Origin of the sequence: Flavobacterium sp. SH_e (assembly GCF_025717045.1) — a bacterium.
In the GTDB taxonomy this organism is placed as follows: Bacteria; Bacteroidota; Bacteroidia; order Flavobacteriales; family Flavobacteriaceae; genus Flavobacterium.
Genome location: NZ_JAOVZN010000006.1, coordinates 1,065,733 through 1,092,113, shown reverse-complemented (window position 1 = coordinate 1,092,113; position 26,381 = coordinate 1,065,733). Strand labels below are relative to the sequence as shown.

General features: G+C 33.8%; 22 protein-coding genes. 18 read left to right on the top strand and 4 right to left on the bottom strand.

All coding sequences use genetic code 11. The features are described from left to right. Positions 1 to 150: 150 nt before the first annotated feature. From map to pruA, 6 genes are all read left to right on the top strand, one after another. Positions 151 to 969 carry a type I methionyl aminopeptidase gene (gene map / locus OD917_RS15605; RefSeq protein WP_111284594.1) on the top strand — a complete coding sequence of 273 codons (819 nt, stop codon included), beginning with the start codon at positions 151 to 153 and terminating at the stop codon, positions 967 to 969. 25 nt (positions 970 to 994) lie between these two features. Then, a complete protein-coding gene (locus tag OD917_RS15600; RefSeq protein WP_129746453.1) occupies positions 995 to 1,768 on the top strand; it encodes a class I SAM-dependent methyltransferase in 774 nt (257 codons plus the stop codon). Positions 1,769 to 1,881: 113 nt separating this feature from the next. Continuing rightward, on the top strand, positions 1,882 to 4,785 hold the full coding sequence (locus OD917_RS15595; RefSeq protein ID WP_263524333.1) for a DEAD/DEAH box helicase: 2,904 nt from the start codon (positions 1,882 to 1,884) through the stop codon (positions 4,783 to 4,785). A 74-nt stretch (positions 4,786 to 4,859) separates the two neighbouring features. Next, a complete protein-coding gene (locus OD917_RS15590; protein WP_263524332.1) occupies positions 4,860 to 6,113 on the top strand; it encodes a DUF5103 domain-containing protein in 1,254 nt (417 codons plus the stop codon). An 80-nt stretch (positions 6,114 to 6,193) separates the two neighbouring features. Beyond that, complete coding sequence (gene apaG, locus OD917_RS15585; protein WP_008467225.1) at positions 6,194 to 6,580, top strand: Co2+/Mg2+ efflux protein ApaG; 387 nt, start codon at positions 6,194 to 6,196, stop codon at positions 6,578 to 6,580. 153 nt (positions 6,581 to 6,733) lie between these two features. Continuing rightward, positions 6,734 to 8,359, top strand: a complete 1,626-nt coding sequence (gene pruA, locus OD917_RS15580) for an L-glutamate gamma-semialdehyde dehydrogenase (RefSeq protein ID WP_263524331.1) — start codon at positions 6,734 to 6,736, stop codon at positions 8,357 to 8,359. Positions 8,360 to 8,439: 80 nt separating this feature from the next. On the opposite strand, the gene OD917_RS15575 is transcribed toward pruA, so the two are convergent. Beyond that, positions 8,440 to 9,186, bottom strand: coding sequence for a carbonic anhydrase family protein (locus tag OD917_RS15575; RefSeq protein ID WP_263524330.1), 747 nt, complete (start codon positions 9,184 to 9,186; stop codon positions 8,440 to 8,442). Positions 9,187 to 9,493: 307 nt separating this feature from the next. On the opposite strand from OD917_RS15575, the gene OD917_RS15570 reads away from it, so the two are divergent. Next, complete coding sequence (locus tag OD917_RS15570; protein ID WP_129746458.1) at positions 9,494 to 10,225, top strand: hypothetical protein; 732 nt, start codon at positions 9,494 to 9,496, stop codon at positions 10,223 to 10,225. A gap of 78 nt (positions 10,226 to 10,303) precedes the next feature. Here OD917_RS15570 and rsmG read toward each other — a convergent pair whose 3' ends face one another. Beyond that, the gene (gene rsmG, locus OD917_RS15565) at positions 10,304 to 10,933 is read right to left on the bottom strand and encodes a 16S rRNA (guanine(527)-N(7))-methyltransferase RsmG (RefSeq protein ID WP_263524329.1); all 630 of its coding nucleotides are present in this window, start codon (positions 10,931 to 10,933) and stop codon (positions 10,304 to 10,306) included. A 107-nt stretch (positions 10,934 to 11,040) separates the two neighbouring features. Between rsmG and OD917_RS15560 the strand changes: the two genes are divergently transcribed. The 7 genes from OD917_RS15560 to OD917_RS15530 all read left to right on the top strand — a co-directional run bounded on the left by OD917_RS15560 (position 11,041) and on the right by OD917_RS15530 (position 19,008). Then, positions 11,041 to 12,138, top strand: coding sequence for a fatty acid desaturase family protein (locus OD917_RS15560; protein WP_263524328.1), 1,098 nt, complete (start codon positions 11,041 to 11,043; stop codon positions 12,136 to 12,138). A 75-nt stretch (positions 12,139 to 12,213) separates the two neighbouring features. Next, the gene (locus OD917_RS15555) at positions 12,214 to 13,404 is read left to right on the top strand and encodes a pyridoxal phosphate-dependent aminotransferase (RefSeq protein WP_057123704.1); all 1,191 of its coding nucleotides are present in this window, start codon (positions 12,214 to 12,216) and stop codon (positions 13,402 to 13,404) included. A 377-nt stretch (positions 13,405 to 13,781) separates the two neighbouring features. Next, the gene (locus tag OD917_RS15550) at positions 13,782 to 14,237 is read left to right on the top strand and encodes a ferritin-like domain-containing protein (RefSeq protein WP_263524327.1); all 456 of its coding nucleotides are present in this window, start codon (positions 13,782 to 13,784) and stop codon (positions 14,235 to 14,237) included. A gap of 322 nt (positions 14,238 to 14,559) precedes the next feature. Next, positions 14,560 to 16,428, top strand: coding sequence for a peptidase U32 family protein (locus tag OD917_RS15545; RefSeq protein ID WP_263524326.1), 1,869 nt, complete (start codon positions 14,560 to 14,562; stop codon positions 16,426 to 16,428). Between the two features lie 521 nt (positions 16,429 to 16,949). Continuing rightward, entirely contained in the window at positions 16,950 to 18,110 is a 1,161-nt protein-coding gene (gene purT / locus OD917_RS15540) for a formate-dependent phosphoribosylglycinamide formyltransferase (protein WP_263524325.1), read from the top strand. A 2-nt stretch (positions 18,111 to 18,112) separates the two neighbouring features. Beyond that, positions 18,113 to 18,433 (top strand): DUF6370 family protein, encoded by a 321-nt coding sequence (locus OD917_RS15535; RefSeq protein ID WP_263524324.1) that lies wholly within the window; start codon positions 18,113 to 18,115, stop codon positions 18,431 to 18,433. After that, complete coding sequence (locus OD917_RS15530; RefSeq protein ID WP_263524323.1) at positions 18,433 to 19,008, top strand: Crp/Fnr family transcriptional regulator; 576 nt, start codon at positions 18,433 to 18,435, stop codon at positions 19,006 to 19,008. The genes OD917_RS15535 and OD917_RS15530 overlap by 1 nt, the downstream gene beginning before the upstream one ends. Positions 19,009 to 19,089: 81 nt before the next feature. Here the strand turns inward: OD917_RS15530 and aceA are convergent, their stop codons facing one another. Next, positions 19,090 to 20,370, bottom strand: a complete 1,281-nt coding sequence (aceA, locus tag OD917_RS15525; RefSeq protein WP_263524322.1) for an isocitrate lyase — start codon at positions 20,368 to 20,370, stop codon at positions 19,090 to 19,092. Between the two features lie 328 nt (positions 20,371 to 20,698). Further along, positions 20,699 to 22,300: a malate synthase A gene (gene aceB, locus OD917_RS15520; protein WP_263524321.1), complete on the bottom strand. Its 1,602-nt coding sequence runs from the start codon at positions 22,298 to 22,300 to the stop codon at positions 20,699 to 20,701. 211 nt (positions 22,301 to 22,511) lie between these two features. On the opposite strand from aceB, the gene OD917_RS15515 reads away from it, so the two are divergent. The 4 genes from OD917_RS15515 to OD917_RS15500 all read left to right on the top strand — a co-directional run bounded on the left by OD917_RS15515 (position 22,512) and on the right by OD917_RS15500 (position 26,250). Further along, on the top strand, positions 22,512 to 23,993 hold the full coding sequence (locus tag OD917_RS15515) for a helix-turn-helix domain-containing protein (RefSeq protein ID WP_263524320.1): 1,482 nt from the start codon (positions 22,512 to 22,514) through the stop codon (positions 23,991 to 23,993). A 6-nt stretch (positions 23,994 to 23,999) separates the two neighbouring features. Further along, positions 24,000 to 24,359, top strand: coding sequence for a hypothetical protein (locus OD917_RS15510; protein ID WP_263524319.1), 360 nt, complete (start codon positions 24,000 to 24,002; stop codon positions 24,357 to 24,359). Positions 24,360 to 24,681: 322 nt separating this feature from the next. Then, positions 24,682 to 25,398: a pirin family protein gene (locus OD917_RS15505; protein WP_008467248.1), complete on the top strand. Its 717-nt coding sequence runs from the start codon at positions 24,682 to 24,684 to the stop codon at positions 25,396 to 25,398. Between the two features lie 318 nt (positions 25,399 to 25,716). Continuing rightward, positions 25,717 to 26,250 carry a YceI family protein gene (locus OD917_RS15500; protein WP_263524318.1) on the top strand — a complete coding sequence of 178 codons (534 nt, stop codon included), beginning with the start codon at positions 25,717 to 25,719 and terminating at the stop codon, positions 26,248 to 26,250. The last annotated feature ends 131 nt before the right edge of the window (positions 26,251 to 26,381 follow it).

The following is a 26,381-nucleotide window of genomic DNA, read 5'->3' as shown; positions in this document are numbered from 1 at the left end:
GTCACTAATTCACGAATTTTCTTTAAAAATTAATTAATCCATTTGTGTAATAACTTTTTTTTAATTTTTGGTTTGAGAGAATTCGAGAATTCGTGGCTAAAAAATTTAGATAAAATATTGTACTTTTGCGAACTGAAAAATGGAAAAAATATGATTATCCAAAAAACTAGAGAGGAAATCGAATTAATGCGCGAAAGTGCTTTAATCGTATCAAAAACATTAGGAATGATTGCTTCTGAAATTAAAGAAGGAGTTACTACATTATATCTTGACAAATTAGCCGAAGAATTTATTCGTGATCACGGTGCAGTTCCAAGTTTCCTTGGATTGTACGATTTCCCGAATTCGCTTTGCATGAGTCCAAACGCTCAAGTTGTTCATGGTATTCCAAATAATGTTCCTCTTAAAAATGGTGACGTTATTTCGGTTGACTGTGGAGCTTTCAAAAATGGTTTCCACGGAGATCACGCATACAGTTTCGAAATTGGAGAAGTTGCTCCTGAAGTTAAAAAACTTCTACAAGTAACTAAAGAATCTCTTTATGTTGGAATTAGAGAATTTAAAGCAGGAAATCGTGTGGAAGATGTTGGAAATGCGATTCAAAAATATACTGAAGCTCATGGTTACGGAGTTGTTCGTGAATTGGTTGGACACGGTGTTGGACAAAAAATGCACGAAGAACCAGAAATGCCAAACTATGGAAAACGTGGACGTGGAAAGCTTTTTGTTGAAGGAATGGTTGTAGCAATCGAACCAATGATCAACATGGGAACTAGAAACATCAAACAACTAAAAGACGGCTGGACAATCTTGACTGCTGACGGAAAACCTAGTGCGCATTTTGAGCACGATGTGGCTTTAATTGATGGAAAACCAGAATTATTATCGACTTTTCAATACATCTACAAAGCTCTAGGAATCGAAAGCAACGAAGAAGACGAATTCAGAAAAGTGCCTTTGGTTCTATAATAAAAAATAACCCGAATCTATTCCTGTGAAAAAATTATTTAAACTTGTACTTAATACAATTCCGCGCCCTTTATTAATTCGCTTGAGTTATGTTGCGCGTCCAATTTTGGCTTTCTCTTTAAGAGGAGATAAATTTACAGATCCTATTGATGGAAGAAGCTTTAAATCGTTTTTGCCTTACGGATACGGGAAACAACGTAATAACGTGCTTTCGCCAAGTACACTTTCTTTAGAAAGACACCGTTTGCTTTGGTTGTATTTGAATGATCAGACTGATTTTTTTACAACGCCAAAAAAAGTATTGCATTTTGCTCCAGAACAAGCTTTTTATAAAAGATTCCGAAATCAGAAAAACCTCGATTATACTACAACCGATTTACTTTCGCCTTTGGCTGATGTAAAAGCAGATATCTGTAATTTACCTTTCAAAGACAATGAATATGACGTTATTTTATGTAATCACGTTTTAGAACATATTCCAGATGACACAAAAGCAATGCAGGAATTATACAGAGTTTTAAAACCAGGCGGAATGGCGATTTTACAGATTCCTCAGGATTTATCTCGCGAAGTTACCTTTGCAGATGATTCTATTACAGATCAAAAAGAACGTGCTAAAATCTTCGGACAATACGATCACGTGCGCGTTTACGGACGCGATTATTTCGATAAATTAAGAAGCATTGGTTTTATTGTTATCGAAGAAGATTATACGAATAAAATTGCACCAGAATTGGTTGAAAAATATTGTTTAGCTAAAGGCGAAATTATTCCGCTTTGCTTTAAACAAGAAAACTAATTCTTTTCACCATAAATAAGTTCATTTAAAGAGTTTTCAAATTATTGTTATTTTGAAAACTCTTTATTTTTTGCCCAATTCCCAAATTACAAGCCTAATCAAATCCCTAAATCTTGGAACCTACAAAACCATTTCAATTCTGTTTTGACATCAGTTTGGAAAAAAATCTGAATGTCTATATTCCAACTGCCTACATCGTTGAGAATACTACTGAAATTAAGTATTTAAACAAAAAAGCCAGTCCCGACGTGCTGGAAAGTTTTGGAATCGTTTTTGAAAATTTAGATTCTAATACCAAAAGAATTTTGACAGCCTGCGATTCTTTAAAACCTGAATTCATTTTCAAGAAGTTCAGCGCAAAAATCAAATCGGCTAAAACAATTGCTGATCTTCAAAAAGATTCTAAAATTGATTTTGCCATTCGTCAGCATTTAAAATTCAATTTGAGTTCATTTTACGATTTGATTGTAAAAGAGCAATTTCCTTTGTCACTAAATCTCGGACCAGAAAAAGATTTTTATCGTTCGAGAGTCAATATTGATCCGCTTGATTTTGAACCTCAGATTCAATTTGACAAACATCCTGAAGGAATCACTTACACTCTTTCTTTAAAAGAAAATGAAACCACTTTTGCTCCAATGGATATCAAAGCTGAAATTCTTTTGGATGAACCCGGCTGGCTCATTATCAATAAAAAATTAGGACAGTTAAAAGAGCTAAATTCTAAGAAACTGATGCCTTTTTTAAAGAAAAAATCAATTGAAATCCCTTCAAAATTAGTTGATGATTACTTTAAAAGTTTTATTCCGCAAATAGCGAAAAAAATTGATATTGAAGCAACTGGTTTTGAAATTGAACTTCGAGATAAAATCATTTCCTGCACGATTCAGCCTATTCATGATTTCTTTAAAAACTGTTATTATCTCAATCTTTATTTTGATTATAACGGATATTCATTTGATGCAAGCAAAACTAAAAAAACACATTCTTTTGTCGATTTCAGTGTTGCTAATGAACCTAAAATAATTCAGTTTAAAAGAAATTCTGAAGAAAGTTTTTTTATCGAAAAATTAAATGAAATTGGTTTAACCAAAATCAAAAACGAACTATTTGGATTACATTCAGAAGCAGAGAATAAAGATCCTTATGTCAATATTCAACTAATTATTGATAATAAAGAAAAGCTGAAAAGTTTAGGTTTTACTGTTGAAAATCTGAAATTAGAAAGCAGAGAGATTGTTACAGAAAGTTATACCATTTCTGCATCAAAAGAAACGACTGGAGATTGGTTTGATATTAAAATAATTATTACCGTTGGAAATTATAAAATCAATTTCAGCGAAATTATTCCAAATATAAAAAGCAAAGAAAGACTTTTTGCGTTGCCTGACGGAAACTATTTCTTGATTCCGTTAGAATGGTTTAGCAAATACGGCTCTTTGGCAAAATTAGCCAAAACAGAAAATGGCGTTTTACTTTTACGAAAAAGCAATTTTACTGCTTTAGACGGAATTTCAGAAATCGACAATGATTTAGATCAAATTCATCAAGCTGAATTTACAGCTTCAGATTTAATAAAAGCAACTTTAAGACCCTATCAAATTGAGGGTGTAAAATGGCTTTTAAGACATTTTAATTCCAATATGGGTGCTTGTTTGGCCGATGATATGGGACTTGGAAAGACGTTACAAACTTTGTCTGTTTTGGTTTCGGTGCAAGAACAATTAGGCTTTACAACCAAAACTACTAATTTTGATTTATTTGCCAACGAAACTACTGTCGAAAGAGAACCGCTTAAAGCCCTTATTGTTCTTCCTTCTTCATTAGTTTTTAACTGGTTTAATGAAGCTGGAAAATTTACGCCTCACTTTTCGAAAATGCAATATGTTGGAAATGACAGAAAATCATTAGCAAGCAGAATCAATTCAACCGATTTGATTTTTACAAGTTACAGCATCATTCATCGCGATATTTCAATTTTAGAAAAATACGATTTCCGTTATTTGATTTTGGACGAAAGTCAATATATCAAAAACAAAAATTCTAAGATTTTTAAAGCCATAAATAAAATTAGTACGGGACATAAAATTGCCTTGAGTGGAACTCCGATCGAGAATTCGCTTGACGATTTATGGTCGCAAATGCAGTTTATCAATCCAGAGATTTTAGGAAGCTATGCTTTTTTTATGGAAAATTTCAAAAATCCGATTGAGAAAAAACAGAATGAAGAGGTTTTGGCAGAATTAAAAAATCTTATTCAGCCTTATATTTTGCGACGAACTAAAGAACAGGTTTTAAAAGATTTGCCAGAATTAATAGAGCAGATTTATTACTGCGATATGGATCCTGAACAGGAAAAATTATACGAAAAAGAAAAATCTAAAGCTCGTAATTTCCTTCTTAAAACTGACGGATCTCCTGACAAAATCAGCATTATCAATACTTTGATGAAACTGCGTCAGTTAAGTAATCACCCAAAAATGGTCGATGCTGACTCAGAAATTGATTCTGGAAAATATATTGCGGTTACGAACTATTTAGAAAGTTTAGTAAAAGGAAAACAGAAAGCGATTATTTTCAGTTCGTTTGTTACCAATTTAAGTTTTTATACCGATTGGTGTAAAGAAAATAAAATTGAATTCTGCGAAATTACAGGTGAAACACCTGCAGACAAAAGAGAACAGCAAGTAAAATTATTTCAGGAAAAAGAAAATCCGTTGTTATTCTTTATTTCATTAAAAGCCGGTGGAGTTGGCTTGAATATTACAAAAGCTTCTTACGTATTATTCTTGGATCCGTGGTGGAATCCTTTCGCAGAAAAACAAGGAGTTGGTCGAGCACATAGAATTGGGCAATTGAATAAAGTAAATGTGATTCGTTTTATTTCTAAAAACACTGTTGAGGAAAAAATCATAAAATTACAGGAAAACAAAAAACTATTATCTGATTCCCTTTTAGAAGAAAGTTATATTAATGATGAAATTGAAGGTAACTTAGAATATATTTTGGGTTCTTAATAGTTAAATCCAATAGATTGGCATCTTTTTCGTTATATAAAATTGTTATATTTACAATCTTACAACGAAATAAGATGCCAAAATTTTTCTATTCAAGCTTCATTTTTCTTTTTATTTTCACTTTAGCGAAAGCTCAAGAAAAAGAAATCGATCCTCCTTATAATATTAAAACTGTCTCTTTTATTCAGAATGGCAGTAATGTTTCGCCCATTTTCGAATTAGGTTCAGCATTTACATTTCAATTTGATGATTTGTTTGGCAATGAAGCCAATTATTATTTTGAAGTTATTCATTGCGATTACAACTGGTATCCAACAGATATTCCAAAAACTGACTATATTCTCGGTATGGATAATCAGAGAATTACAGATTTTTCGAATTCTTTTAATACACTTCAGGTTTATACGCATTACAGACTTTCTTTCCCTAATCAGTTTACGCAGCTATTGAAACTTTCGGGAAATTATATGCTTCGAATTCTAAACGATGATAAAGAAGTCGTTTTCTCAAGAAAATTTATTTTGTACGAAAACCATTGTACCGTTGGAGCTCAAGTAAAAAGAACCCGTAACCTCAGCAATATTGACTATAAACAGAATCTTGATATTGCAATTTTGTCAAATGATATTGTTTTTCAGACACCATTGCAGAATGTAAAAGTTCTTTTATTGCAAAATGGAAACTTTCATACTGAGATAAAGAATATTGTTCCTCAATATACCATTGGTAATCAGCTTATTTATAAATATGACAAAGAAACCCAATTTTGGGGCGGAAATGAGTTTTTATATTTTGAAAATAAAGACATTCGTGCAGCAAATAATAATGTGGCTAAAGTAGGTTCTAACGGCGATATTTATAACGCTCATTTATACACTAATGCAGCAAGAGGAAATCAGATTTACACCAATTATGAAGATGTAAATGGAAATTTTGTTGTGAAAAATATCAATGGTTCTAACAATGATATTGAAGCCGATTATGCTTGGGTATATTTTACACTTTCGGCACCTGCTTTTAGATTGAACAAAGACATTTATATTACCGGAATGTTCAATAATTATAGTCTTACGCCAGAATATAAAATGGATTACAACACTGACAAAGGCGTTTTCGAAAAAGCCATTATGATCAAACAAGGTTTTACCAATTTTCAATATACTGTAGCTGATAAAAAAGGAGTCATTGATAATGAAAATGCTATTGATGGAAACTTTTATCAGACTGAAAATGAGTACACGATTTTAGTCTATTATAAAGAAGCTACAGATCGTTATCAGCGTGTAATTGGAAAAGGAAATGCAAACTCTATCAATATAGTCAACTAAAACAAATGTTAAGGTTTTAGATTAAACGATTTTTTTTCGTAGCTTTGCCTCTATAACACTCACATATATACGGCGTTAGTATGGTTTCTCAAATTACACGAGGCATAAAAATATCTGTTTTGACTAGTTTTGAAGGTACATACTTCAAGAACTACAAGATTCATTTTGCTTTTAGCTACGTAGTTACCATCGAAAATCATAGTAAAGATTCTGTACAGTTAACTTCTCGCCACTGGGAAATTTTTGATTCTTTAAACGACTTAGAAGTTGTAGACGGCGAAGGCGTAATTGGCAAAAAACCGGTTTTAAAACCTGGAGAAAATCATACTTACAGTTCTGGTTGTTTATTATCGTCTCCTTATGGCGCTATGAAAGGTCATTTTAATATGATCAATTTTACTACAACAAAAACATTCAAAGTTATCGTTCCTACTTTTAGAATGTGTGCTCCTTTTGCTTTAAATTAAGATATAATTTGCAACGATTGCTTTTATCGTTATCTTAATCATAAAATTGTCAATTTATTAATTTATCCTTTGTACTTTTGTGCAGCGTTAGATTATTCGTAACAAAACAAATCGTCTAACTTTAAATTGTCTAATTCACAAATTTTAAATAACATGCTTAAAGGATTTTTCCATGTACCAAAAGCGGTAAACGAGCCTGTAAAAAGCTACGCACCAAACTCTCCAGAAAAAGCAGCTGTTCAGGCGGCTTACACAACAATGTGGAATTCTCAAATTGACGTTCCTTTGCATATAGGAAGCGAAGAAATCAGAACTGGAAACACAAGAAACATTACAGCTCCACACGACCACAAACACGTTGTTGGAAAATATCATTTAGCTGAAAAACAACATATTGAAAAAGCAATTGCTAATGCTCTTGAATCAAGAAAAGCATGGGCAAATATGGCATGGGAACAACGTGCTGCTATTTTCTTAAAAGCTGCTGAACTTATCGCAGGACCATACAGAGCTCGTATCAACGCTGCGACAATGATTGGTCAATCTAAAAATATTCACCAAGCAGAAATCGATGCTTCTTGTGAATTGATCGACTTTTTACGTTACAATGTTGAATATATGACTCAAATCTACAACGATCAGCCAAAATCAGATTCTTCTGTTTGGAATCGTGTAGAATACAGACCTTTAGAAGGTTTTGTTTATGCTATTACTCCTTTCAACTTTACTGCAATCGCTGCAAATCTTCCTGCTAGTGCTGCTATGATGGGTAACGTTGTGGTTTGGAAACCAAGTGATAGCCAAGTATTTTCTACAAAAATCATTTTAGATGTTTTCAAAGAAGCTGGAGTTCCTGATGGAGTTATAAACGTAGTTTTCGGAGATGCTTTAATGATTACTGATACTGTTTTGGCAAGCCGTGATTTTGCAGGTATTCACTTTACAGGATCAACTCACGTATTTAAAGATATTTGGGCAAAAATTGGTGCAAACATCCACAACTACAAAACCTACCCAAGAATTGTTGGTGAAACTGGAGGTAAAGATTTTATCATTGCTCACCCAAGCGCAAACGTAAAACAAGTTGTTACAGGAATTACTCGTGGAGCTTTTGAATTCCAAGGGCAAAAATGTTCTGCAGCATCTAGAGCTTATATTCCGCAAAGTTTATGGCCAGCTGTAAAAGAGCAATTAATTACTGATGTAAAATCTATGAAAATGGGTTCTCCAGAAGATTTTGGAAACTTTATTACAGCAGTTATTCACGAAGGTTCTTTCGATAAACTAGCTAGTTATATTGATCAAGCTAAAAAAGATGCTGACGCAGAAATCATCGTTGGAGGAAATTATGACAAATCGGTTGGATACTTTATTGAGCCAACAGTTATTGTTACTACAAACCCAAAATATACTACAATGGAAACTGAGTTGTTTGGACCAGTTATCACTATTTATGTTTATGAAGATGCTAAATGGGAAGAAACTCTTGAATTAGTTGATACTACTTCTGAGTACGCTTTAACAGGAGCTGTATTTAGTCAAGATCGTTATGCTATTGAAATAGCAACAACTAAATTACAAAACTCTGCTGGTAACTTCTATATCAATGATAAACCAACTGGAGCTGTTGTAGGAATGCAGCCATTTGGCGGAGCAAGAGCTTCTGGAACTAACGATAAAGCAGGTTCTGCATTAAACTTATTACGTTGGGCTTCTCCAAGAACTATCAAAGAAACTTTTGTAACTCCAGAAGATTACAGATACCCTTTCTTAGGATAATCTGATTTTAGAGTTTAGAGTTCAGATTATAGATTATAAAAGGCTTAGACTTCATTCTGAAGTTTAAGCCTTTATTTTTATTAAAGAAAAATTACTTCTCCAGAATGCAGATCATAATAAGCACCTATTATTTTGATTTCGCCTTTATCTTCCATTTCTTTCAAAATTGGGCTTCTCGATTTTATATCTGCAATTGTCTGTAAAACATTATTTTTTGCAACATATTCTACAAAATCATCGTTCTTCACAGTTTTATCACCAGCAAAATCTTGAGATTTAGCAATAGCTGGTTTTATTTTTGCAAGCATTGCTGTAATATTTCCGAGTTTTACATCATCGATTGCAGATTTAATGGCTCCGCATGATTCATGTCCTAAAACCAGAATAAGTTTTGCTCCAGAAACTTTACAGCCAAATTCCATACTGCCTAGTAAATCCTCATTTACAAAGTTCCCTGCAACTCTTCCAACAAAAAGATCTCCAATTCCTTTATCAAAAACATCTTCAACTGCAATTCTACTGTCAAGACACGAAAGAATAACAGCTTTTGGATATTGCCCTTCTGCGGCATCACGCACTAAGGCTGAATGATCTCTTAAAGTAAGATCATTATTCATATAACGCTTGTTTCCATCTTTCAAACTTTTTATGACCAAATCTGGAGTCAAAGCTTTCTGCTCTTCGGCAGTTAAAACTTTCTCTTTCAAAGGAACTAATTTCGAAATCTTGTCCAAAGATTCGTTCTCAGATTTATTTTTATCTGATTTTTTTTCGCAGGAAACTGCTAATACTAATAAAGGGAGCAACATAAAAATTACTTTTTTCATTTGAGATAATTTTAAAATTATGAAAAACACCTAAAACATAAAACACTACAAATAAGAACTTTAAAGAATTTTACAGAAGTAAAAACTTACACTAAAGTATAAAAATATCTACAAATAAAAAGATCATTTTTGCATAATATTTTTTGTAATACTTTTCTTATTTATTTAAAAATCAACACTTTAAAAACTCAAATTGTCTTATTTTAATACTTTAAAAACTTATTGTTCCTTTCAAAAAAAACTCATCCGCATAAATTTGCTCATCATTAATCAACATTAAAAGATTTAATAAATTAACAACATAAGTATGAGAAATTTAAACAATGTTCCTAAAGTTATTATGGAATCTAAAAGCATTGGACATGCTATTGATTATAAATGGACAAAAAAGAAAATAAATAAACTTCTAGATCCCGTTGAAGAAAATGAAGAGCTTGAAAACACTTTAATGCACATCAACCATAAAGGCTCAATTGGTTTGACTGCTGCATTATTAGAGTGGGTTTACTGGCGTTTTACAGGTTACAGTCAAGCTACAAATGATACACAAAAACGAATTGAAGCTCTTTGGTGTTCTGTCACTAATCTTGAACAAACAAATCCATTATTATTTGATACCGATTTTGAAGTTCCTGCAAATGGTTCTGTCAATGGTGCATTATGGATTGCATTAATGAACGTAACAATGATTGATGCAAAATACAGAAGAGGTTCTTACTTCTTACAAAATGATCTTGTTGGATTAATATTGTTGGCGCGCCACATTACTCCAAAAAAGAAAAAATTTGACAATTGGTTGGGTCAGACAATTACAAACTTAATTCACACACATCCAAATCCATATCAAAATGATGAATTAGATGAAAGTGATGAAATGATTTATGATTCTTCAAACGAACCTGTAATTTCGAGAGAATACTTCTTTGACACAGCATTTGAATATTCTGCTGAAGCATCAGAAAATGCTATTCATAGTTTCATCGACAATTTAGATCATAAAGCAAATACATTCCTGAATTTTTCAAAGAAAGCTTCATAATTTTAAACGTTAGTTTTAATTCAAAAAAATAACCCGATTTAGAAACTCTAATCGGGTTATTTGCTTTTATATAAAATATTACGGTTTAAACTTTAAAGGAAGATGAACTACTTTTTTGGTTTCAAAAAACTCATCTTCAAAATAATCTGCCAAATCATATAAGGTAGCATTTGGAAAATCTTTTAATTCATCAGCTAAATCTCCACCTTTTAAATAAAGAATTCCATTTTTTAAAGTGTGTTTGTGCTGTTTCTTAATTTTATCTTTAATCCAAGAAACAAAATCAGGCATATTGGTTACAGCGCGGCTTACTATAAAATCGAAATCTCCTTTTACCAATTCAGCACGTTTTTGTTCTGCTTTTACGTTTTTCAATTCTAATGCATCTGCAACGCCTTGTACTACTTTTATTTTTTTAGCAATAACATCAATCAAATAAAAACGAGTTTCAGGAAAAAGAATTGCTAACGGAATTCCAGGAAAGCCTCCTCCTGTTCCAACATCTAGAACAGTCGCTCCAGGTTCGAATTTCATTATTTTAGCAATTCCTAACGAATGCAAAATGTGTTTCGTATACAAAGAATCAATGTCTTTTCTAGAAATCACATTGATTTTTTCATTCCAATCGTGGTATAAAAAGTCTAATTTTTGAAATTGTTCGATTTGAAGATCGCTCAAATTGGGAAAATATTTCAATATCTCATCCATTGCTGTAAATTTTTAACAAAAGTACTACTTTACGATTGAAATATTTAACTCAATTTTGCAAATTGAGAATTTATAATAATTACCTTTGAAAACTATTTAAATCAATTATGAATAACGACGCACCTATTTTTGCAAGGCAAGACAATCTGAAGTTTTTCAGAACGCTTAACTCTCGCGTAAACAATTATTTCAAAGAAAATAATATAAAAAAAACCGGGAATTGGCAGTTACATTTAAAAGCTGTTATTCTATTTGCTGTTTTTTTAACTCCCTACTTTTTAATCCTTACGCTTGACATGCCTTTTTGGGTAATGTTGCTTTTATCAATCGTAATTGGAATTGGAATGGCTGGCGTGGGAATGAATGTAATGCACGACGGAAACCACGGATCATATTCTACTAAGAACTGGATTAATAAATTCATGGGTGGAACTATTTACGTTTTGGCAGGAAATGTATACAACTGGCAAGTACAGCATAATGTTTTGCATCACACTTATACTAATATTCCTGGTCACGACGAAGATCTAGACGCAGGTCGTATTATTCGTTTTACGGAACATGCAGAATGGCATAGTTTTCACCGTTTCCAACATTACTACTCTGTTTTCTTATACGGATTATTAACTTTCAATTGGGCACTTACTACCGATTTTAAGCAAATGCGTAATTATCTTAAAAGAAAATTATCTTACGGAGAACCAAAAAGCCCAAAAATCCTTTGGACAACTCTTATAATCACAAAAATGATTTATCTTTCTATCTGGATTGTTCTGCCAATTTTAATTGGAATTACTTGGTGGAAAGTTCTTTTAGGATTTTTTGTAATGCATTATACAGCTGGATTAATCTTAAGTATTGTATTCCAATTAGCACACGTTGTAGATCATACCACAAATCCAACTCCAAATGAATTAGGAGAAATGGATAACACTTGGGCTGTTCACCAATTGTACACAACGACTAATTTTGCTCCCAAAAATCCAATTGTAAACTGGTACACAGGCGGATTAAATCATCAAATCGAACATCATATTTTTCCAAATATTAGTCATATTCATTACGGTAAAATTGCAAAAATTGTAAAAGAAACAGCAAAAGAATGCAATTTGCCATATTATGAATACAAAACAATGGGAAGTGCCGTTGTTGCTCACTTTAAACATTTACGTGATTTGGGAATGAAACCAGAATTAGCAGTTTAAAAACTAAAAAAAATCTATTAATAATTAACCTTCCTTAATAGGCGTAGCAAATTAAGGACATTCAAAAATTTTATAATGAATCATATTCTTTCGGACAGAATCAACAACTTAGCGACTTCGCAAACATTAGCAATGGCCGCTTTAGCACGCGAATTAAAAGCACAAGGAAAAGACATTATCAGCTTAAGTTTAGGTGAGCCAGATTTCAATACACCTGATTTTATCAAAGAAGCTGCAAAAAAAGCAATCGACGACAACTACAGCACATATTCTCCAGTTGATGGATACCAAGATTTAAAAGAAGCTATCTGCAGAAAATTCAAAAGAGATAATGATTTAGATTACAAACCATCTCAAATCGTAGTTTCTACAGGAGCAAAACAATCTTTATACAACATTGCACAAGTAATGTTAAACGACGGTGACGAAGTTATCTTACCAGCACCTTACTGGGTTTCTTATTTCGAAATCGTAAAACTTTCTGGTGGAGTTCCAGTAGAAGTTCCAACTTCTGTTGAAACAGATTTCAAAATCACTCCAGAACAATTAGAAGCTGCAATCACACCAAAAACAAAAATGATGTGGTTTTCTTCTCCTTGTAATCCATCTGGATCTGTTTACAGCAGAGAAGAATTAACAGCTTTAGCTAAAGTTTTAGAAAAACACCCAAATATTTATGTAGTTGCAGATGAGATTTATGAGCACATCAATTTCTCTGGAACTTTCTGCAGTATCGGTTCTATCCCAGGAATGTTAGAAAAAACAATCACTGTAAATGGAGTTGCAAAAGCATTTGCAATGACAGGATACAGAATTGGTTACATCGGAGCTCCAGAATTCATCGCAAAAGCGTGTACAAAAATTCAAGGACAAGTAACTTCTGGTGCAAATTCTGTTGCGCAACGTGCTACAATTACAGCTGTAGATGCTGATCCAAGCGTATTAAACGAAATGGTTCAAGCTTTCCACGGACGTAGAGATTTAGTGGTTGGATTATTAAAAGAAATTCCAGGCGTAAAAATCAACGTTCCAGAAGGAGCTTTCTATGTATTCCCAGACGTTTCTTCTTTCTTTGGAAAAACTTTAAAAGGACACGAAATTAAAGATGCAAACGATGTTTCTATGTATCTTCTAGCTGAAGCAAACGTAGCAACAGTAACCGGAGACGCTTTCGGAAATCCAAACTGTATTCGTTTCTCTTACGCAACAAGCAACGATATCTTAAAAGAAGCATTACGCAGAATCAAAGAAGCTTTGACTGCATAACAATATACTAAGTTTTACTAAAACGGCTTAAGGTTCAAAAGTTTCATCACTTTTATACTTTAAGCTGTTTTTTTATGGACGTGTCCCTTTCCCGATAGCTATCGGGAGGCTATCTGCTACAAGTCCTCGCACTTCTTTTATCAGACTCTGGGCTTTCCTCTTCTATCCCTCACGCAAACTGTAAACGAGAAATATCATTTTCAAAAGAAAATCCAAAGCTTCTAAAATTGTTGAAATTCGAGAAATTCGAAGCAAACAAAAAAACAGTTTCAAAATTCCCATTCTACAATATTATAAAACCTCGATTGCAATCATGTAAAACAAAGCCTTTTATAATTGCAAACTTTGTAACATATTAATTTCAAAAATTATATGTCATGATAAATGCAGAAGAAACCACAACAGAAACAATTAAAACCTTAGAAGGATTAATTTCGATTCTTGAAGATGGAAAATTAGGATATACAGATGCAGCTGAACATGTAGAAAATCCAGCAATGAAAAGCGATTTTCTTGAATATGCTCGCGAAAGAGCGTTGTTTATTGTAGAACTACAAAATCAAATCAACAAATTAGGAAAATCGACAGATACTTCTGGCGGCGGACCACTTGGTGTTTTACACCGTACATGGATTGATATAAAATCAGCATTTACAGGAGGTGATACAGAAGCCATTATAAATGCTTGTATTACTGGTGAAGAAGCCGCAATCGAAAAATATAAAATGGCACTCGAAGGGAATCTTTTAGAACACGATCAAATTTACATTGTATCGAAACAATTAAACAGTATTCAAAATACTTTATCACAAATTAAAATGAGAGCAAACTAATCGATTCATGCTTTTTTTTGAAAACTGCTCGGTCTTCGGATCGGGTGGTTTTTTTGTTTCTAATAAAAAAACCTACATAAGCAGATTAAAATCTGCCCCTACAATATGTCCTGAGTCTACGACTCTTTCTTGATTAATTTGCGAAGTAAGAATTCATTTTGTAGCAACGAATTTTAATTCGTAAATTAGAAATAAAATAAATTCATCCCATATTAAGTTAACAATTTCAAAAAAATCGCTTCATCACTAGCAAACTCGAATAATTTATTAGACCTTTGCACACTTTTTTTCGTGAATACCACAAAAGGCTAAAGTTTTAGAAATGAAGAAGAAAATAGAAATATTAGCTCCAGCAAGAGATTTAATTGGCGGAATGGCAGCTATTAACAGCGGTGCAGATGCAGTATATATTGGAGCACCACAATTTGGAGCACGTTCTAATGCCAACAACTCTATTGAAGATGTTGCAGCATTAGTAAAATATGCGCATTTATTTAATGCTCAGGTTTTTGTGGTAATGAATACCATTTTATACGACAACGAATTAGAAACGTGTCGTGCCATGATTTGGGAATTATACGATATTGGTGTCGATGCTTTGATCATTCAAGATATGGCAATTATGGAAATGGACTTGCCTCCTATCGTACTTCATGCCAGTACACAAGCTAATAATCGTGACAAAGAAAAAATAAAATTCCTTAAAGATGCTGGAATCAAACGTGTGGTTTTAGCGCGTGAATTGAACCTGCATCAAATTAAAGAGATCTACGATTACGCTGATGTTGAATTAGAATTCTTCGTAACGGGAGCACTTTGCGTATCATTCAGCGGAAACTGTTATATGAGTGTGGCAAACGGAGAACGTAGTGCGAACCGTGGTTCATGCGCGCAAAACTGCCGTTTACCATATAACTTAATCGACGGAAATGGAGATACTTTAATCAGAAACAGTCACTTACTTTCGATTAAAGATTTAGACGTTTCAGATCAAATCCCGAATTTGATCGAAGCTGGAATCGTTTCTTTCAAGATCGAAGGAAGATTAAAAGACGTTGCTTACGTTAAAAATAACGTTTCTTATTTACGTCAAAAACTAGACAGCTATTTAGAAGGAAGCGATAAATACATCAAAGCTTCTTCTGGAAAATGCACCTATACTTTCGATTCTACTTTAAGCAGAACTTTCAATCGTGGTTATACTGATTATTTCGTAAACGAAAGACATAGCTCAATTGGTTCTTGGGAAAGTCCAAAATCAAAAGGTCAATATATTGGTAAATTAATTCGAACTATTGGAGATGCTTACGAAATTGAAAACGGTGAATTATTAAACAATGGTGATGGACTTTGTTTCATCAACGAAAACAATGAAGCCGACGGAATCTACGTAAACAAAGCCGAAAACGGAAAAGTTTATCCAAACGTTTTAAAAGAAATAAAAGACGGGACCTTTATTTATAGAAATAATGACGCTGCTTTCATCAAAATCGTTGAAAGAGAAGACAGTGCGATCCGTAAAATTGGAACGACTTTATTACTTACAGAAAACGAAAACGGTTTTGAATTAATCGCAACCGATGAAGACGGAAACGTAAGCACAGTAAAATTAGAACACCCGAAAGAAAAAACGAAAACAGGCGAATCGATCGAAGAAAACATTAAAGTTCAGTTGGCAAAAACAGGCTTTACGCCTTACAGCGCTGATGAAATCAATGTAATGTTCTCTGAAAATTGGTTCCTTCCTATTTCAAAAATCAATGAAATGAGAAGAAATGTTTTCGAACAATTATCAGAAATTCGTTTGGCAAATTACGTTCGCGAAGAGCATCAATTGGTAAAAACATCACATCCTTATCCAGAAACCAAATTGGATTTCATGTACAACGTTTCGAACAAAACCGCTCGTAAATTCTACGAACGCCACGGTGTTACCGAAATCGAAAAAGCATTTGAATTACAATGGGATCCAGGAAAATCTCGTGTAATGACAACTAAATATTGCATTAAATACGAATTAAAAAAATGCCCAATTCACCAAAAAGATATAGTTGGTGTCAAGGTAAAAGAGCCATTAGTATTAAAACAGGGAGAATTGGAATACAAACTAAAATTCAACTGTAAACCCTGCGAAATGGAAATCTGGGAAAAAGATGCTGAATTTGAGATTGAAGAAGATCATTTTCATTAATATTATTTAACCGCAAAGAACGCAAAGAAATACGCAAGGTTCGCAAAGATTAATTTTAAAATCTTTGCGGACCTTTTTATTTTGGGCGTGCCCCTCCGGGTCGGGCTATCCGTTACAAGTCCTCGCACTTCCTTCGTCAGGCTGTGGGCTTTCCACTTCTATCCCTCACGCAAATATTTTCAGAAGAACTTTTAGGTTTATAATTCCCCGAATCTTGTCATTTCGAGGAACGAGAAATCGCACTAGAAACTCCGCAATCAAAATCGCCAATCTTTGTCGAATCCCGAGTGTGATTTCTCGTTCCTCGAAATGACAAACTGTATGGTTACTTTTTCTAAAACGTAAGTTGGTTATTAAATTAAATCTGCTTGAATCTGCAAAATCTGCGTGAGAAATTCTTTGAGTTCTTTTTTTATCTTAAAAACAAAAATTTAGCGCTCTTTGCGTAAATCTTTGCGAACTTTGCGGTTAAAAAAAGCTTTTTCCCTACTTTTACTACTTAAACACTACAAAACTCCAAAATGAAAATATTACTCCTAGGTTCAGGCGAATTAGGCAAAGAATTCGTAATAGCCGCACAACGAATCGGACAAACCATAATCGCAGTTGACAGTTACGAAAATGCACCAGCCATGCAAGTCGCACACGGTTTTGAGGTCATTAATATGCTCGACGGCGAAGCTCTTGACCAAATCGTAGCCAAACACAAACCAGACTTTATCGTTCCCGAAATAGAAGCCATTCGCACGGAACGTTTTTACGATTACGAAAAACAGGGAATTACCGTTGTTCCTTCAGCGAAAGCGGCAAACTTTACCATGAATCGTAAAGCTATTCGTGATTTAGCCGCAAAAGAACTCGGATTAAGAACAGCAAAATACCAATACGCAACCTCAGCAGAAGAACTGCAAAAAGCCGTTCAGGAAGTTGGAATTCCTTGTGTGGTAAAACCTTTAATGTCATCTTCTGGAAAAGGACAATCAACAATCAAAACTGAAAGCGACATTGAAAAAGCATGGCAATATGCCGTTGCAGGCTCGCGTGGTGATGTTATTGAAGTGATTGTGGAGGCTTTTGTTGATTTTCATTCAGAAATTACGCTTTTAACGATTACTCAAAATAACAATCCTACATTATTCTGCTCTCCAATTGGACACAGACAAGAAAGAGGCGATTATCAGGAAAGCTGGCAACCTGCTTTGGTTTCAGAAAAAGATTTGTACGAAGCGCAGGATATGGCCGAAAAAATTACGGAAGCCTTAGGCGGTGCCGGACTTTTTGGTGTTGAGTTTTTCCTGACCAATGAAGGCGTTTATTTCTCTGAACTTTCTCCACGTCCGCACGATACCGGAATGGTAACTTTGGCTGGAACGCAAAACTTCAACGAATTTGAATTGCATTTAAGAGCTATTTTAAGTCTTCCAATTTTCGAAATCACTTTAGAAAAAGCTGGAGCAAGCGCCGTAATTTTAGCATCAGAAGATTCTGCAAATCCAACTTTTACAGGAATCGAAAAAGTAGCGGCTTTACCAAAAACCGATTTCAGGATTTTCGGTAAGCCAACTTCAAGACCTTATCGAAGAATGGGAGTTGTTTTAAGCCATGATTCACTTTCAACTCCAATTAATGAAGTAACAGAACGCGCCAAAGAAACTGCAAAATTAATAACCGTAAATTCTTAACTATGAAAAATATATTATTGGTGACATTCCTTTTTATTGGAATTGCTGTTCAGGCGCAAGACAAAAAGAAATTTGACAACCCAACAATCGTTGAAGCTTCGTGCGGAGAATGCCAATTCGGAATGAAAGGTAAAAGCTGTGATCTAGCAATTCGTATTGACGGAAAAAGCTATTTTGTAGATGGAACTACGATTCACGATCACGGTGATGCACATTCGGAAAAAGGTTTTTGCAATGCAATCAGTAAAGCTTTAGTTACGGGAGAAATCAAAGGAAACAGATTTAAAGCAACTTCATTTACCTTAATCGACGATAAAAAATAATGGAATTAATTCTTGAAAACATTGCCAAACACGTTTCTCTTACACCAGAAGAACAGGCGCTTTTTTTATCTAAACTGGAAACCAACACTTATAAAGCAAAAACACTGTTGTTAAATGCTGGCGAAGTCTGCAAACATTCTTATTTTGTAAACTCTGGAATTTTAAGAAGCTTTAATATTAATGATAATATTGTCGAACATGTTCTTTCGTTTGCCTGCGAAGGCTGGTGGATGAGCGATATGTACAGCTTTTTTTCTCAAAAACCAGGACAGCTTTTTATTGAAGTTTTAGAAGAAGCAGAAGTAGTTTCTTTATCCAAAGAAAATCAGGAGCAATTGTATCTTGAAATTCCTAAGCTGGAACGTTTTTTTAGGATCTTGATTGAAAATTCTTTGGTAGCGAATCAACAAAGATTAATGGATAACTTGAGTTTGCCTGCAGAAGAACGTTTCGAAAAATTCACTAAAAAATACGGAACATTAGTTCATAAAGTTCCTCAAAAACAAATCGCTTCTTTCATTGGTGTTACGCCTGAATTTTTCAGCAAAATGAAAGCTCGTCTTTTGAAAAAGTAAAGTTTTCCGCCACGAATTCCCGAATTATTTTTTTTATAATCTTTGAGAATAAAAATTCGTGAATTCGTGGCGGAAAAAAAATTAAAATTGCTCAACCTCGGTAGAATGTTTCATTGCTGTTATAGCTGATTTTCCAAGCATAACAGTATTTTGAACCGCGTCAAAATAAGAAGTTCCTACAAAAGCCTGATGTTTTACTGCTCTGAATCCGTTTTGCTGTAAAGCGAATTCTCTTTCCTGTAATTCAGAATAGCCAGCCATTCCACGTTCTTTGTAGGCTTTAGACAATTCGAACATACTTGTGTTTAAAGCATGAAATCCTGCCAAAGTGATGAATTGAAAACTATAACCCATTTCTGCCAAATCTTCTCTAAACGTTTCCATTTCGGCAACTGATAATTTTGCTGCCCAATTGAAAGACGGAGAACAATTATAAGCCAGCATTTTATCTGGAAATTCTTTTTTCATTGCTTTTGCAAACTTTCTTGCATAATCTAAATCCGGATTACTGGTTTCCATCCAAATTAAATCGGCATAAGGTGCATAGCTCAAGCCTCTTGCGATTCCCTGTTCTATTCCGTTGTTTACATAGAAGAAACCTTCACTTGTTTTTTCTCCAGTTAAGAATTTCCGATCTCTTGGATCTGCATCACTTGTCAATAAATTTGCTGCATCGGCATCTGTTCGGGCAACGATTAAAGTCGAAACTCCCATAACATCTGAAGCCAAACGGGCAGCAATAAGTTTATTAATCGCTTCTTGCGTTGGAACCAAAACTTTTCCGCCCAGATGTCCGCACTTTTTAGCAGAACTTAACTGATCTTCAAAATGAACTCCAGAAGCTCCAGCTTCAATCATCGATTTCATTAATTCGAAAGCATTTAAATTTCCTCCAAAGCCTGCTTCAGCATCGGCCACAATTGGCACTAGGTAATCTTTTTTATCTTCAATATTATTTACAATCTGAATCTGATCGGCACGCAGTAAAGCGTTATTGATCTTTTTTACCACCAATGGCACACTGTTTACAGGATAAAGCGATTGATCTGGATACATTTCTCCTGCCAGATTTGCATCGGCAGCAACCTGCCATCCGCTTAAATAAATTGCTTCTAAACCTGCATCGACTTCCTGAATCGCCTGATTTCCAGTCAATGCTCCTAAACCAGCAACATAATCCTGACTTTTTAACTTTCTCCATAATTTCTCTGCACCTATTTTAGCAATAGAATGCTCAATGTGATATGACCCTTGAAGCGACACTACTTCACTCGCCGTGTAAGGACGCTCAACACCTTTCCATCTCGGGTTCGTAATCCAATCGTTAATCAATTCCTGAATTCTGTCTTCTGTTGTTTTCATAATATAGTTTAGTTAAAGTGGTTAGTAAGTAATAGTTTTCAGTCTCAGTTATCAGTATTCAGTTTTAACTGGACTTATTTTTTCTTTGAGTATAATTTTAAACACATAGAAACATAGCTTTCCTTTGTGGTTAAAGGCGTTTCACTTCTTTCAATACACATAGCTATCTGTGAAAAACTAGTTTTTTCTTTTATCTTTTATTTAAATCTAAATCTATGTTTCTATGTGTTTAAATAATTTAAGACTAAATTTTATCTGTCTAATCTGCTAAATCTGCGGAAAAAATTATTAGCTCGCAGATTTGGCAGATTGAGCAGATTTTAAAAGTTTATAAGTATTTATAGCACGGAATTGTTAGAAAATCTACAAAATGCAGGTTTACTACTAATCTTTCCAGCATTTTTTCTGCTAGTGGAAACTGTTGCTTTTCATAATTTTCTGCTCCTATTTCTTCTTTGATTTTTCTAAATTCATCTAAAGCCAATTTGTGATAATATGCCAAATCTAATTTTTTGCTATTATCTAAAATAACTTTATTCTGAAGCCATTGCCACAATTGTGATCTCGAAATTTCGGCTGTTGCTGCATCCTCCATTAAATTATGAAGCGCCGCTGCTCCTTGTCCGTTTAGCCATGAAGCCAGATACAGAACCGCAACATTGATATTTTTTCGAACACCAATTTCAGTAATCAATCCAATTGGCGGTTCGATCAAATCTGCTTCTGTAATTCTTCTGTGCTCTCTTTTAATATGAATCTGATTTGGAGTTGGCATTCCTTCATCAAAAACGGCTTTTGCTAGCGAAACTAAATCTGGATGCGCAACCCAAGTTCCGTCATGACCGTTCCGAACTTCGCGTTCTTTATCCGTTTTTACTTTCGCAAAAGCGATTGCATTGGCTTCATCATTATTTCTAATCGGAATTTGAGCTGCCATTCCGCCAATGGCGTGAATTCCCCTTTTATGGCATCTCTGAATTACCAAATTTGAATAAGCATTCATAAAAGGCGAAGTCATATTTACCTGATCTCGATCTGGAACAATGAATTTTGGATTTTTTCTAAACTTTTTAATGTAAGAGAAAATGTAATCCCATCGCCCACAGTTCAAGCCAACAATATGTTCTTTCAATTCGTAAATGATTTCATCTAATTGGAAACTTGCTGTAATTGTTTCAATTAAAACCGTCACTTTGATGGTTCCACGTTTCAGATTTAGATAATCTTCTGTAAAATCAATTACGCTGTTCCACCATCTTGCTTCTAGATAATGTTCTAATTTCGGAATGTAGAAATACGGTCCAGAATTATTCTCTAAAAGTCTTTTATGATTGTGAAAAACATACAAACCAAAATCTATCAGCGATCCTGAAACTTCATTTCCTTCAATTAGAAGATGCTTTTCAGGCAAATGCAAACCTCTCGGACGTACAATTAGCGTTGCGATTTTTTGATTTAAATGATAAGATTTCTGTTTTACCAAATCGGTAAACGTGATGGTTTTATTAACGGCATCAATCAAATTCATTTGTCCATCCATTAGGTTTTGCCAAGTTGGCGAAGTGCTGTCTTCAAAATCGGCCATAAAAGTTTTCGCACCCGAATTCAAAGCATTGATAATCATTTTGCGATCAACAGGTCCAGTAATTTCCACTCTTCTGTCTAATAGATCTTTCGGAATTTCTCCAGCTGTCCAATTACCTTCTCTGATGCTTTTTGTTTCCGGAGTAAAAACTGGCATGATGCCCTGATCAAAAGCAACTTGTTTTTGCTCTCTTTGCAAAAGCAGTAATTTTCTTTGCGATTCAAATTTTTTATGCAATTCGGTAATAAACGCAATCGCTTCTTCTGTCCAAATTTTTGGATAAGCAAGCTTTTTGTCGGCCAGAATTTCTAAAGCCATTTCAGTAATCTCTAATTGGTTTTTCATAGCTGCAGATTTTAATTTTTATTAGACTAAAAAGTTTCTCTTTCTAATCATTTTTCATTTCATCAAAACAACAAAACCATAACTAACTCATAATTAACATGTTTTGACAGTACAATGTTATAAAAAAGTTTTTTACAAAACAAGCGAACGTTCGCTAAATTTTAAAAATATTTATTTTGCGATTGTTTTTAGAATACTTATATTTGACATTATGGATATCGAAAAAGACTATATAAAGCTGATTTTTGGGCTAAAATTGAAGCAAGTTCGCACACAAAAAAACTTGTCTCTTTTTGGTTTGGCCAAACTGACCAATCTATCAAAATCATATTTGAACGAGATTGAAAAGGGAAAAAAATATCCCAAAACAGATAAAATTTTGCTTTTATGTGAACATTTGGACGTGACTTACGACCAAATGGTATCTTTAAAACTCGATAACAACCTCGCTCCGATTGGTGAAATCTTAAAATCTGGAATTTTAAAAGAGATTCCGCTGGAACTTTTTGGAATTCAAGAAGCTGATTTAATTGATATTATTGCGAATGCTCCTGCTAAGGTCAATGCCTTTATCAGTACTATTTTTGAGATTGCACAGCATTATAATTTAAGCCGAGAAAGTTTTTTTCTTGCTGCTTTGCGTTCTTATCAGGAAGCGCACAGCAATTATTTTGAAGATTTAGAAGAAAAAGTAATTGCTTTTTCAAGGTCATTTCAGATTAATTTAGATTCTAAAATCAGCATCGAAGAACTGGAAGCGATTTTAAAAGAAGAATACGAATACAACATTAAAGAAATCGCTTTTACAGATCAGGAAGCTTTAGGAGATTTGCGTTCAATTTACGTTCCGAAAAGTAGAACTTTATTGCTTTCAACCGAAATTGATGCTCCACAGAAAGCTTTTATTTTAGCCAAAGAAATAGCCTATAATTATTTGAAAATTTCGGATCGTTTACTCACTTTTACTTGGATTAAGTTTGAAAATTTTGATCAGGTTTTGAATAACTTTTACGCTTCTTATTTTGCAGGCGCTTTAATATTGCCCAGAAAATTAGTGGTGGATAAAATCAATCTTTTTCTGGAAGACGAAAATCCAAAACCAGAAGAATTTGTTCAATTAATTGAAAGTTTTGAAGTTTCGCCTGAATCTTTTTATCAGAGATTAACCAATTTATTACCAAAAGATTTTCAGTTGAAAAACCTTTTCTTCTTGAGATTATCTCACCGAATTGGTTCTGATGTTTATCAAATCAACAAGGAATTGCACATTACACATCAGCAGGAACCGCACGCCAATGAAACCAACGAGCATTATTGCAGAAGATGGGTTTCGGTAAAAACTATTAACGAAGCAATCAGACAAAATAAGCCTCATTTTTTTGATGCTCAGATTTCGAGTTACGCCAATAGCGGAAACGAATATTTGGTTTTTTCATCGGCTACAAAAGATCCCTTCGCAGAAAATTACATTAGAAGTATTTCTGTCGGAATTTTAATTAATCCGACAATGAAAAAGAAATTTAAATTCATTGACGGAAAACCTTTGGTAAAACGAATTGTAGGTGTAACTTGCGAAACTTGCGCCGTACAAAATTGTTTAGAAAGAGCTGCTCCGCCAATTGTTTTAGAGAAAAAGAAACGTCACGAAAATACAGATGCGGTTGTACAGCAGTTTATGAATCAATATAGTTAGAATTTTATGCACTATTTATCTTTATTAATAATGCTGTTTTCTATTAATTTAAGCCAGAAAACAGAAAAACTTAATGGCCGTTATAATTACCTAATAGAAGATAACGATTTGTATATTCTAAAAGATAAAATTACTTTTAAGGATAGCGTTTTTGCTTTTGACAACAAGTATCTGCCAAAAGGAAGGATTTCTTATGGCAACGCAATACTACTTGATAATTTTATTAATACGGATTTGATTATCAGTATCCCAAAAGATCAAATCGAAAAAGATACTATTCCTTTTTTCATGCATGATAAGAAAAGTTCTTCTATGAATTATCTTGATGAAGTGGTTGGGAAAGGGAAATTGATTAGGATTAAATAATTTAGTTGAACAGATTTCAGTCTAATAATTCGCCCCAATCTTGTCATTTCGACGAAGGAGAAATCCACGTGAGAAGCTCGACAAAGATTGGATTCACATTGCGGATTTACTTGCGAAGATTTCTCCTTCGTCGAAATGACAAGCCACGTGGTTACTTTGAGATAAACCCTTTGAATTTCTGTGACTTTGTGTCTTTGTTTCTAAAACCTTAGTCCCTCAGAACCTTCAAAACTTAGCATCTCAAAGAACTTAACCTAGATTAAGTGCTTTTCCTTTACATCGACCGTATCTTTGTACTATAAAAATACAAAAGGATAAAATCATGGAAAATATAGTATTGCACAAAGCAGAATCAAGAGGAAACGCAAATCACGGATGGTTGAACGCTTATCATAGCTTTAGTTTTGCGAGCTGGTACAATCCTGATAGAATTCAGTTTGGAGCGCTTCGTGTTTTGAACGATGATACGATTGCTGCTGGAATGGGATTTGGAACGCATCCTCACGATAACATGGAAATTATTACAATTCCGCTTGAAGGTGATTTAGCACATAAAGACAGCATGGGAAATACTGAAGTTATTAAAAACGGAGATATTCAAGTGATGAGCGCGGGAACTGGAATTCAGCATAGCGAGTTTAATCCGAATGCAGATCAGCAGACTAAATTATTGCAGATTTGGTTGTTTCCAAATAAAAGAAACGTTACGCCACGTTATCAGCAAATTACTTTGGATGTTGCTGACAGACATAATAAATTATCTCAGGTTTTATCTCCAAATGCAGATGATGAAGGTGTTTGGATTCACCAAGACGCTTGGTTCAACATGGGTAATTTCGATTCTGGAGTTACTGCTGAATATAAAATCAAAAAAGAAGGAAACGGAGTTTATGCTTTCGTTTTAAAAGGAAATGTAACCATCAACGGTCAGGAATTAAATTCTCGTGACGCAGTTGGAATTTCAGGAACTGATACTTTAAATATTAAAGCCAATACAGATGCTGAATTTTTATTAATGGATATTCCTATGAATTATTAATTCAAACAAAAACAATTAAATACCTGTATCTTGAAACGATAATCAATCTGTAAATCAGATTATTATCGTTTCTTTTTTTGTAACTTCAATCATTGAACGGTTTTAAACTTAAAAGGATAAAAAGTCTCTCGCAGATTTTGCAGATTCAGGAGATTGTAAAAATAAAAATCTGCTTGATCTGCAAATCTGCGGGAAAAACAAATCACAATCTTATTACATTTTTTATTTCTTAATCTAGGTTAAGTGCTCCAGGACAACTGTCACCGTAACTTTGTCCTATCAAAATGAAACAAATTAATTATTTAAAAAAATAAAATTATGGCAACTACAAAATGGTCAATTGACCCAACTCACTCAGAAATTGGTTTTAAAGTAAAACACATGATGTTTACTAATGTTTCAGGAAAATTTGGAACTTACGATGCAACAGTAACAACTGACGGAGAAAATTTCGAAAATGCAGATATTCAGTTTTCTGCTGACATTGCTTCTATCGATACTGCAAATGCAGACAGAGATGGTCACTTAAGAAGTGGTGATTTCTTTGACGTAGAAAATCATCCAAAATTAACATTCAAATCTTCATCTTTCAAAAAAATCGATGATGGAGATTATGAAATTACTGGAGACTTAGACATTAAAGGTGTTTCTAAAACTGTAAAATTCCCAGTAGAATTTAGCGGAATCATGACTGATCCTTGGGGAAATACTAAAGTTGGTTTAAATATTGAAGGAAAAATTAACCGTAAAGACTGGGGTTTAAACTGGAACTCTGCTCTTGAAACTGGCGGTGTGTTAGTTGGAGAAGAAGTTAAATTAAACATCGAAATTCAATTAGCAAAACAAGCTTAATCTTTGGTTTTAGATTAGATTTAATTGGTTGGTTAGGAAGCCTGCACCTTTCTCGGGAGTGCAGGCTTTTTTGCTTTTAGGAACGAGCTTCGACTTCGCTCAGCCTGACATCCATTTCAAGATATATCGCA

Bases quoted from the DNA above. Each gene is read 5' to 3' on its own strand.
- map (WP_111284594.1), top strand. From the start codon at position 151: ATGATTATCCAAAAAACTAGAGAGGAAATCGAATTAATGCGCGAAAGT.
- OD917_RS15590 (WP_263524332.1), top strand. From the start codon at position 4,860: ATGCCAAAATTTTTCTATTCAAGCTTCATTTTTCTTTTTATTTTCACT.
- apaG (WP_008467225.1), top strand. From the start codon at position 6,194: ATGGTTTCTCAAATTACACGAGGCATAAAAATATCTGTTTTGACTAGT.
- pruA (WP_263524331.1), top strand. From the start codon at position 6,734: ATGCTTAAAGGATTTTTCCATGTACCAAAAGCGGTAAACGAGCCTGTA.
- OD917_RS15575 (WP_263524330.1), bottom strand. From the start codon at position 9,186: ATGAAAAAAGTAATTTTTATGTTGCTCCCTTTATTAGTATTAGCAGTT.
- OD917_RS15570 (WP_129746458.1), top strand. From the start codon at position 9,494: ATGAGAAATTTAAACAATGTTCCTAAAGTTATTATGGAATCTAAAAGC.
- rsmG (WP_263524329.1), bottom strand. From the start codon at position 10,933: ATGGATGAGATATTGAAATATTTTCCCAATTTGAGCGATCTTCAAATC.
- OD917_RS15560 (WP_263524328.1), top strand. From the start codon at position 11,041: ATGAATAACGACGCACCTATTTTTGCAAGGCAAGACAATCTGAAGTTT.
- OD917_RS15555 (WP_057123704.1), top strand. From the start codon at position 12,214: ATGAATCATATTCTTTCGGACAGAATCAACAACTTAGCGACTTCGCAA.
- OD917_RS15550 (WP_263524327.1), top strand. From the start codon at position 13,782: ATGATAAATGCAGAAGAAACCACAACAGAAACAATTAAAACCTTAGAA.
- OD917_RS15545 (WP_263524326.1), top strand. From the start codon at position 14,560: ATGAAGAAGAAAATAGAAATATTAGCTCCAGCAAGAGATTTAATTGGC.
- purT (WP_263524325.1), top strand. From the start codon at position 16,950: ATGAAAATATTACTCCTAGGTTCAGGCGAATTAGGCAAAGAATTCGTA.
- OD917_RS15535 (WP_263524324.1), top strand. From the start codon at position 18,113: ATGAAAAATATATTATTGGTGACATTCCTTTTTATTGGAATTGCTGTT.
- OD917_RS15530 (WP_263524323.1), top strand. From the start codon at position 18,433: ATGGAATTAATTCTTGAAAACATTGCCAAACACGTTTCTCTTACACCA.
- aceA (WP_263524322.1), bottom strand. From the start codon at position 20,370: ATGAAAACAACAGAAGACAGAATTCAGGAATTGATTAACGATTGGATT.
- aceB (WP_263524321.1), bottom strand. From the start codon at position 22,300: ATGAAAAACCAATTAGAGATTACTGAAATGGCTTTAGAAATTCTGGCC.
- OD917_RS15515 (WP_263524320.1), top strand. From the start codon at position 22,512: ATGGATATCGAAAAAGACTATATAAAGCTGATTTTTGGGCTAAAATTG.
- OD917_RS15510 (WP_263524319.1), top strand. From the start codon at position 24,000: ATGCACTATTTATCTTTATTAATAATGCTGTTTTCTATTAATTTAAGC.
- OD917_RS15505 (WP_008467248.1), top strand. From the start codon at position 24,682: ATGGAAAATATAGTATTGCACAAAGCAGAATCAAGAGGAAACGCAAAT.
- OD917_RS15500 (WP_263524318.1), top strand. From the start codon at position 25,717: ATGGCAACTACAAAATGGTCAATTGACCCAACTCACTCAGAAATTGGT.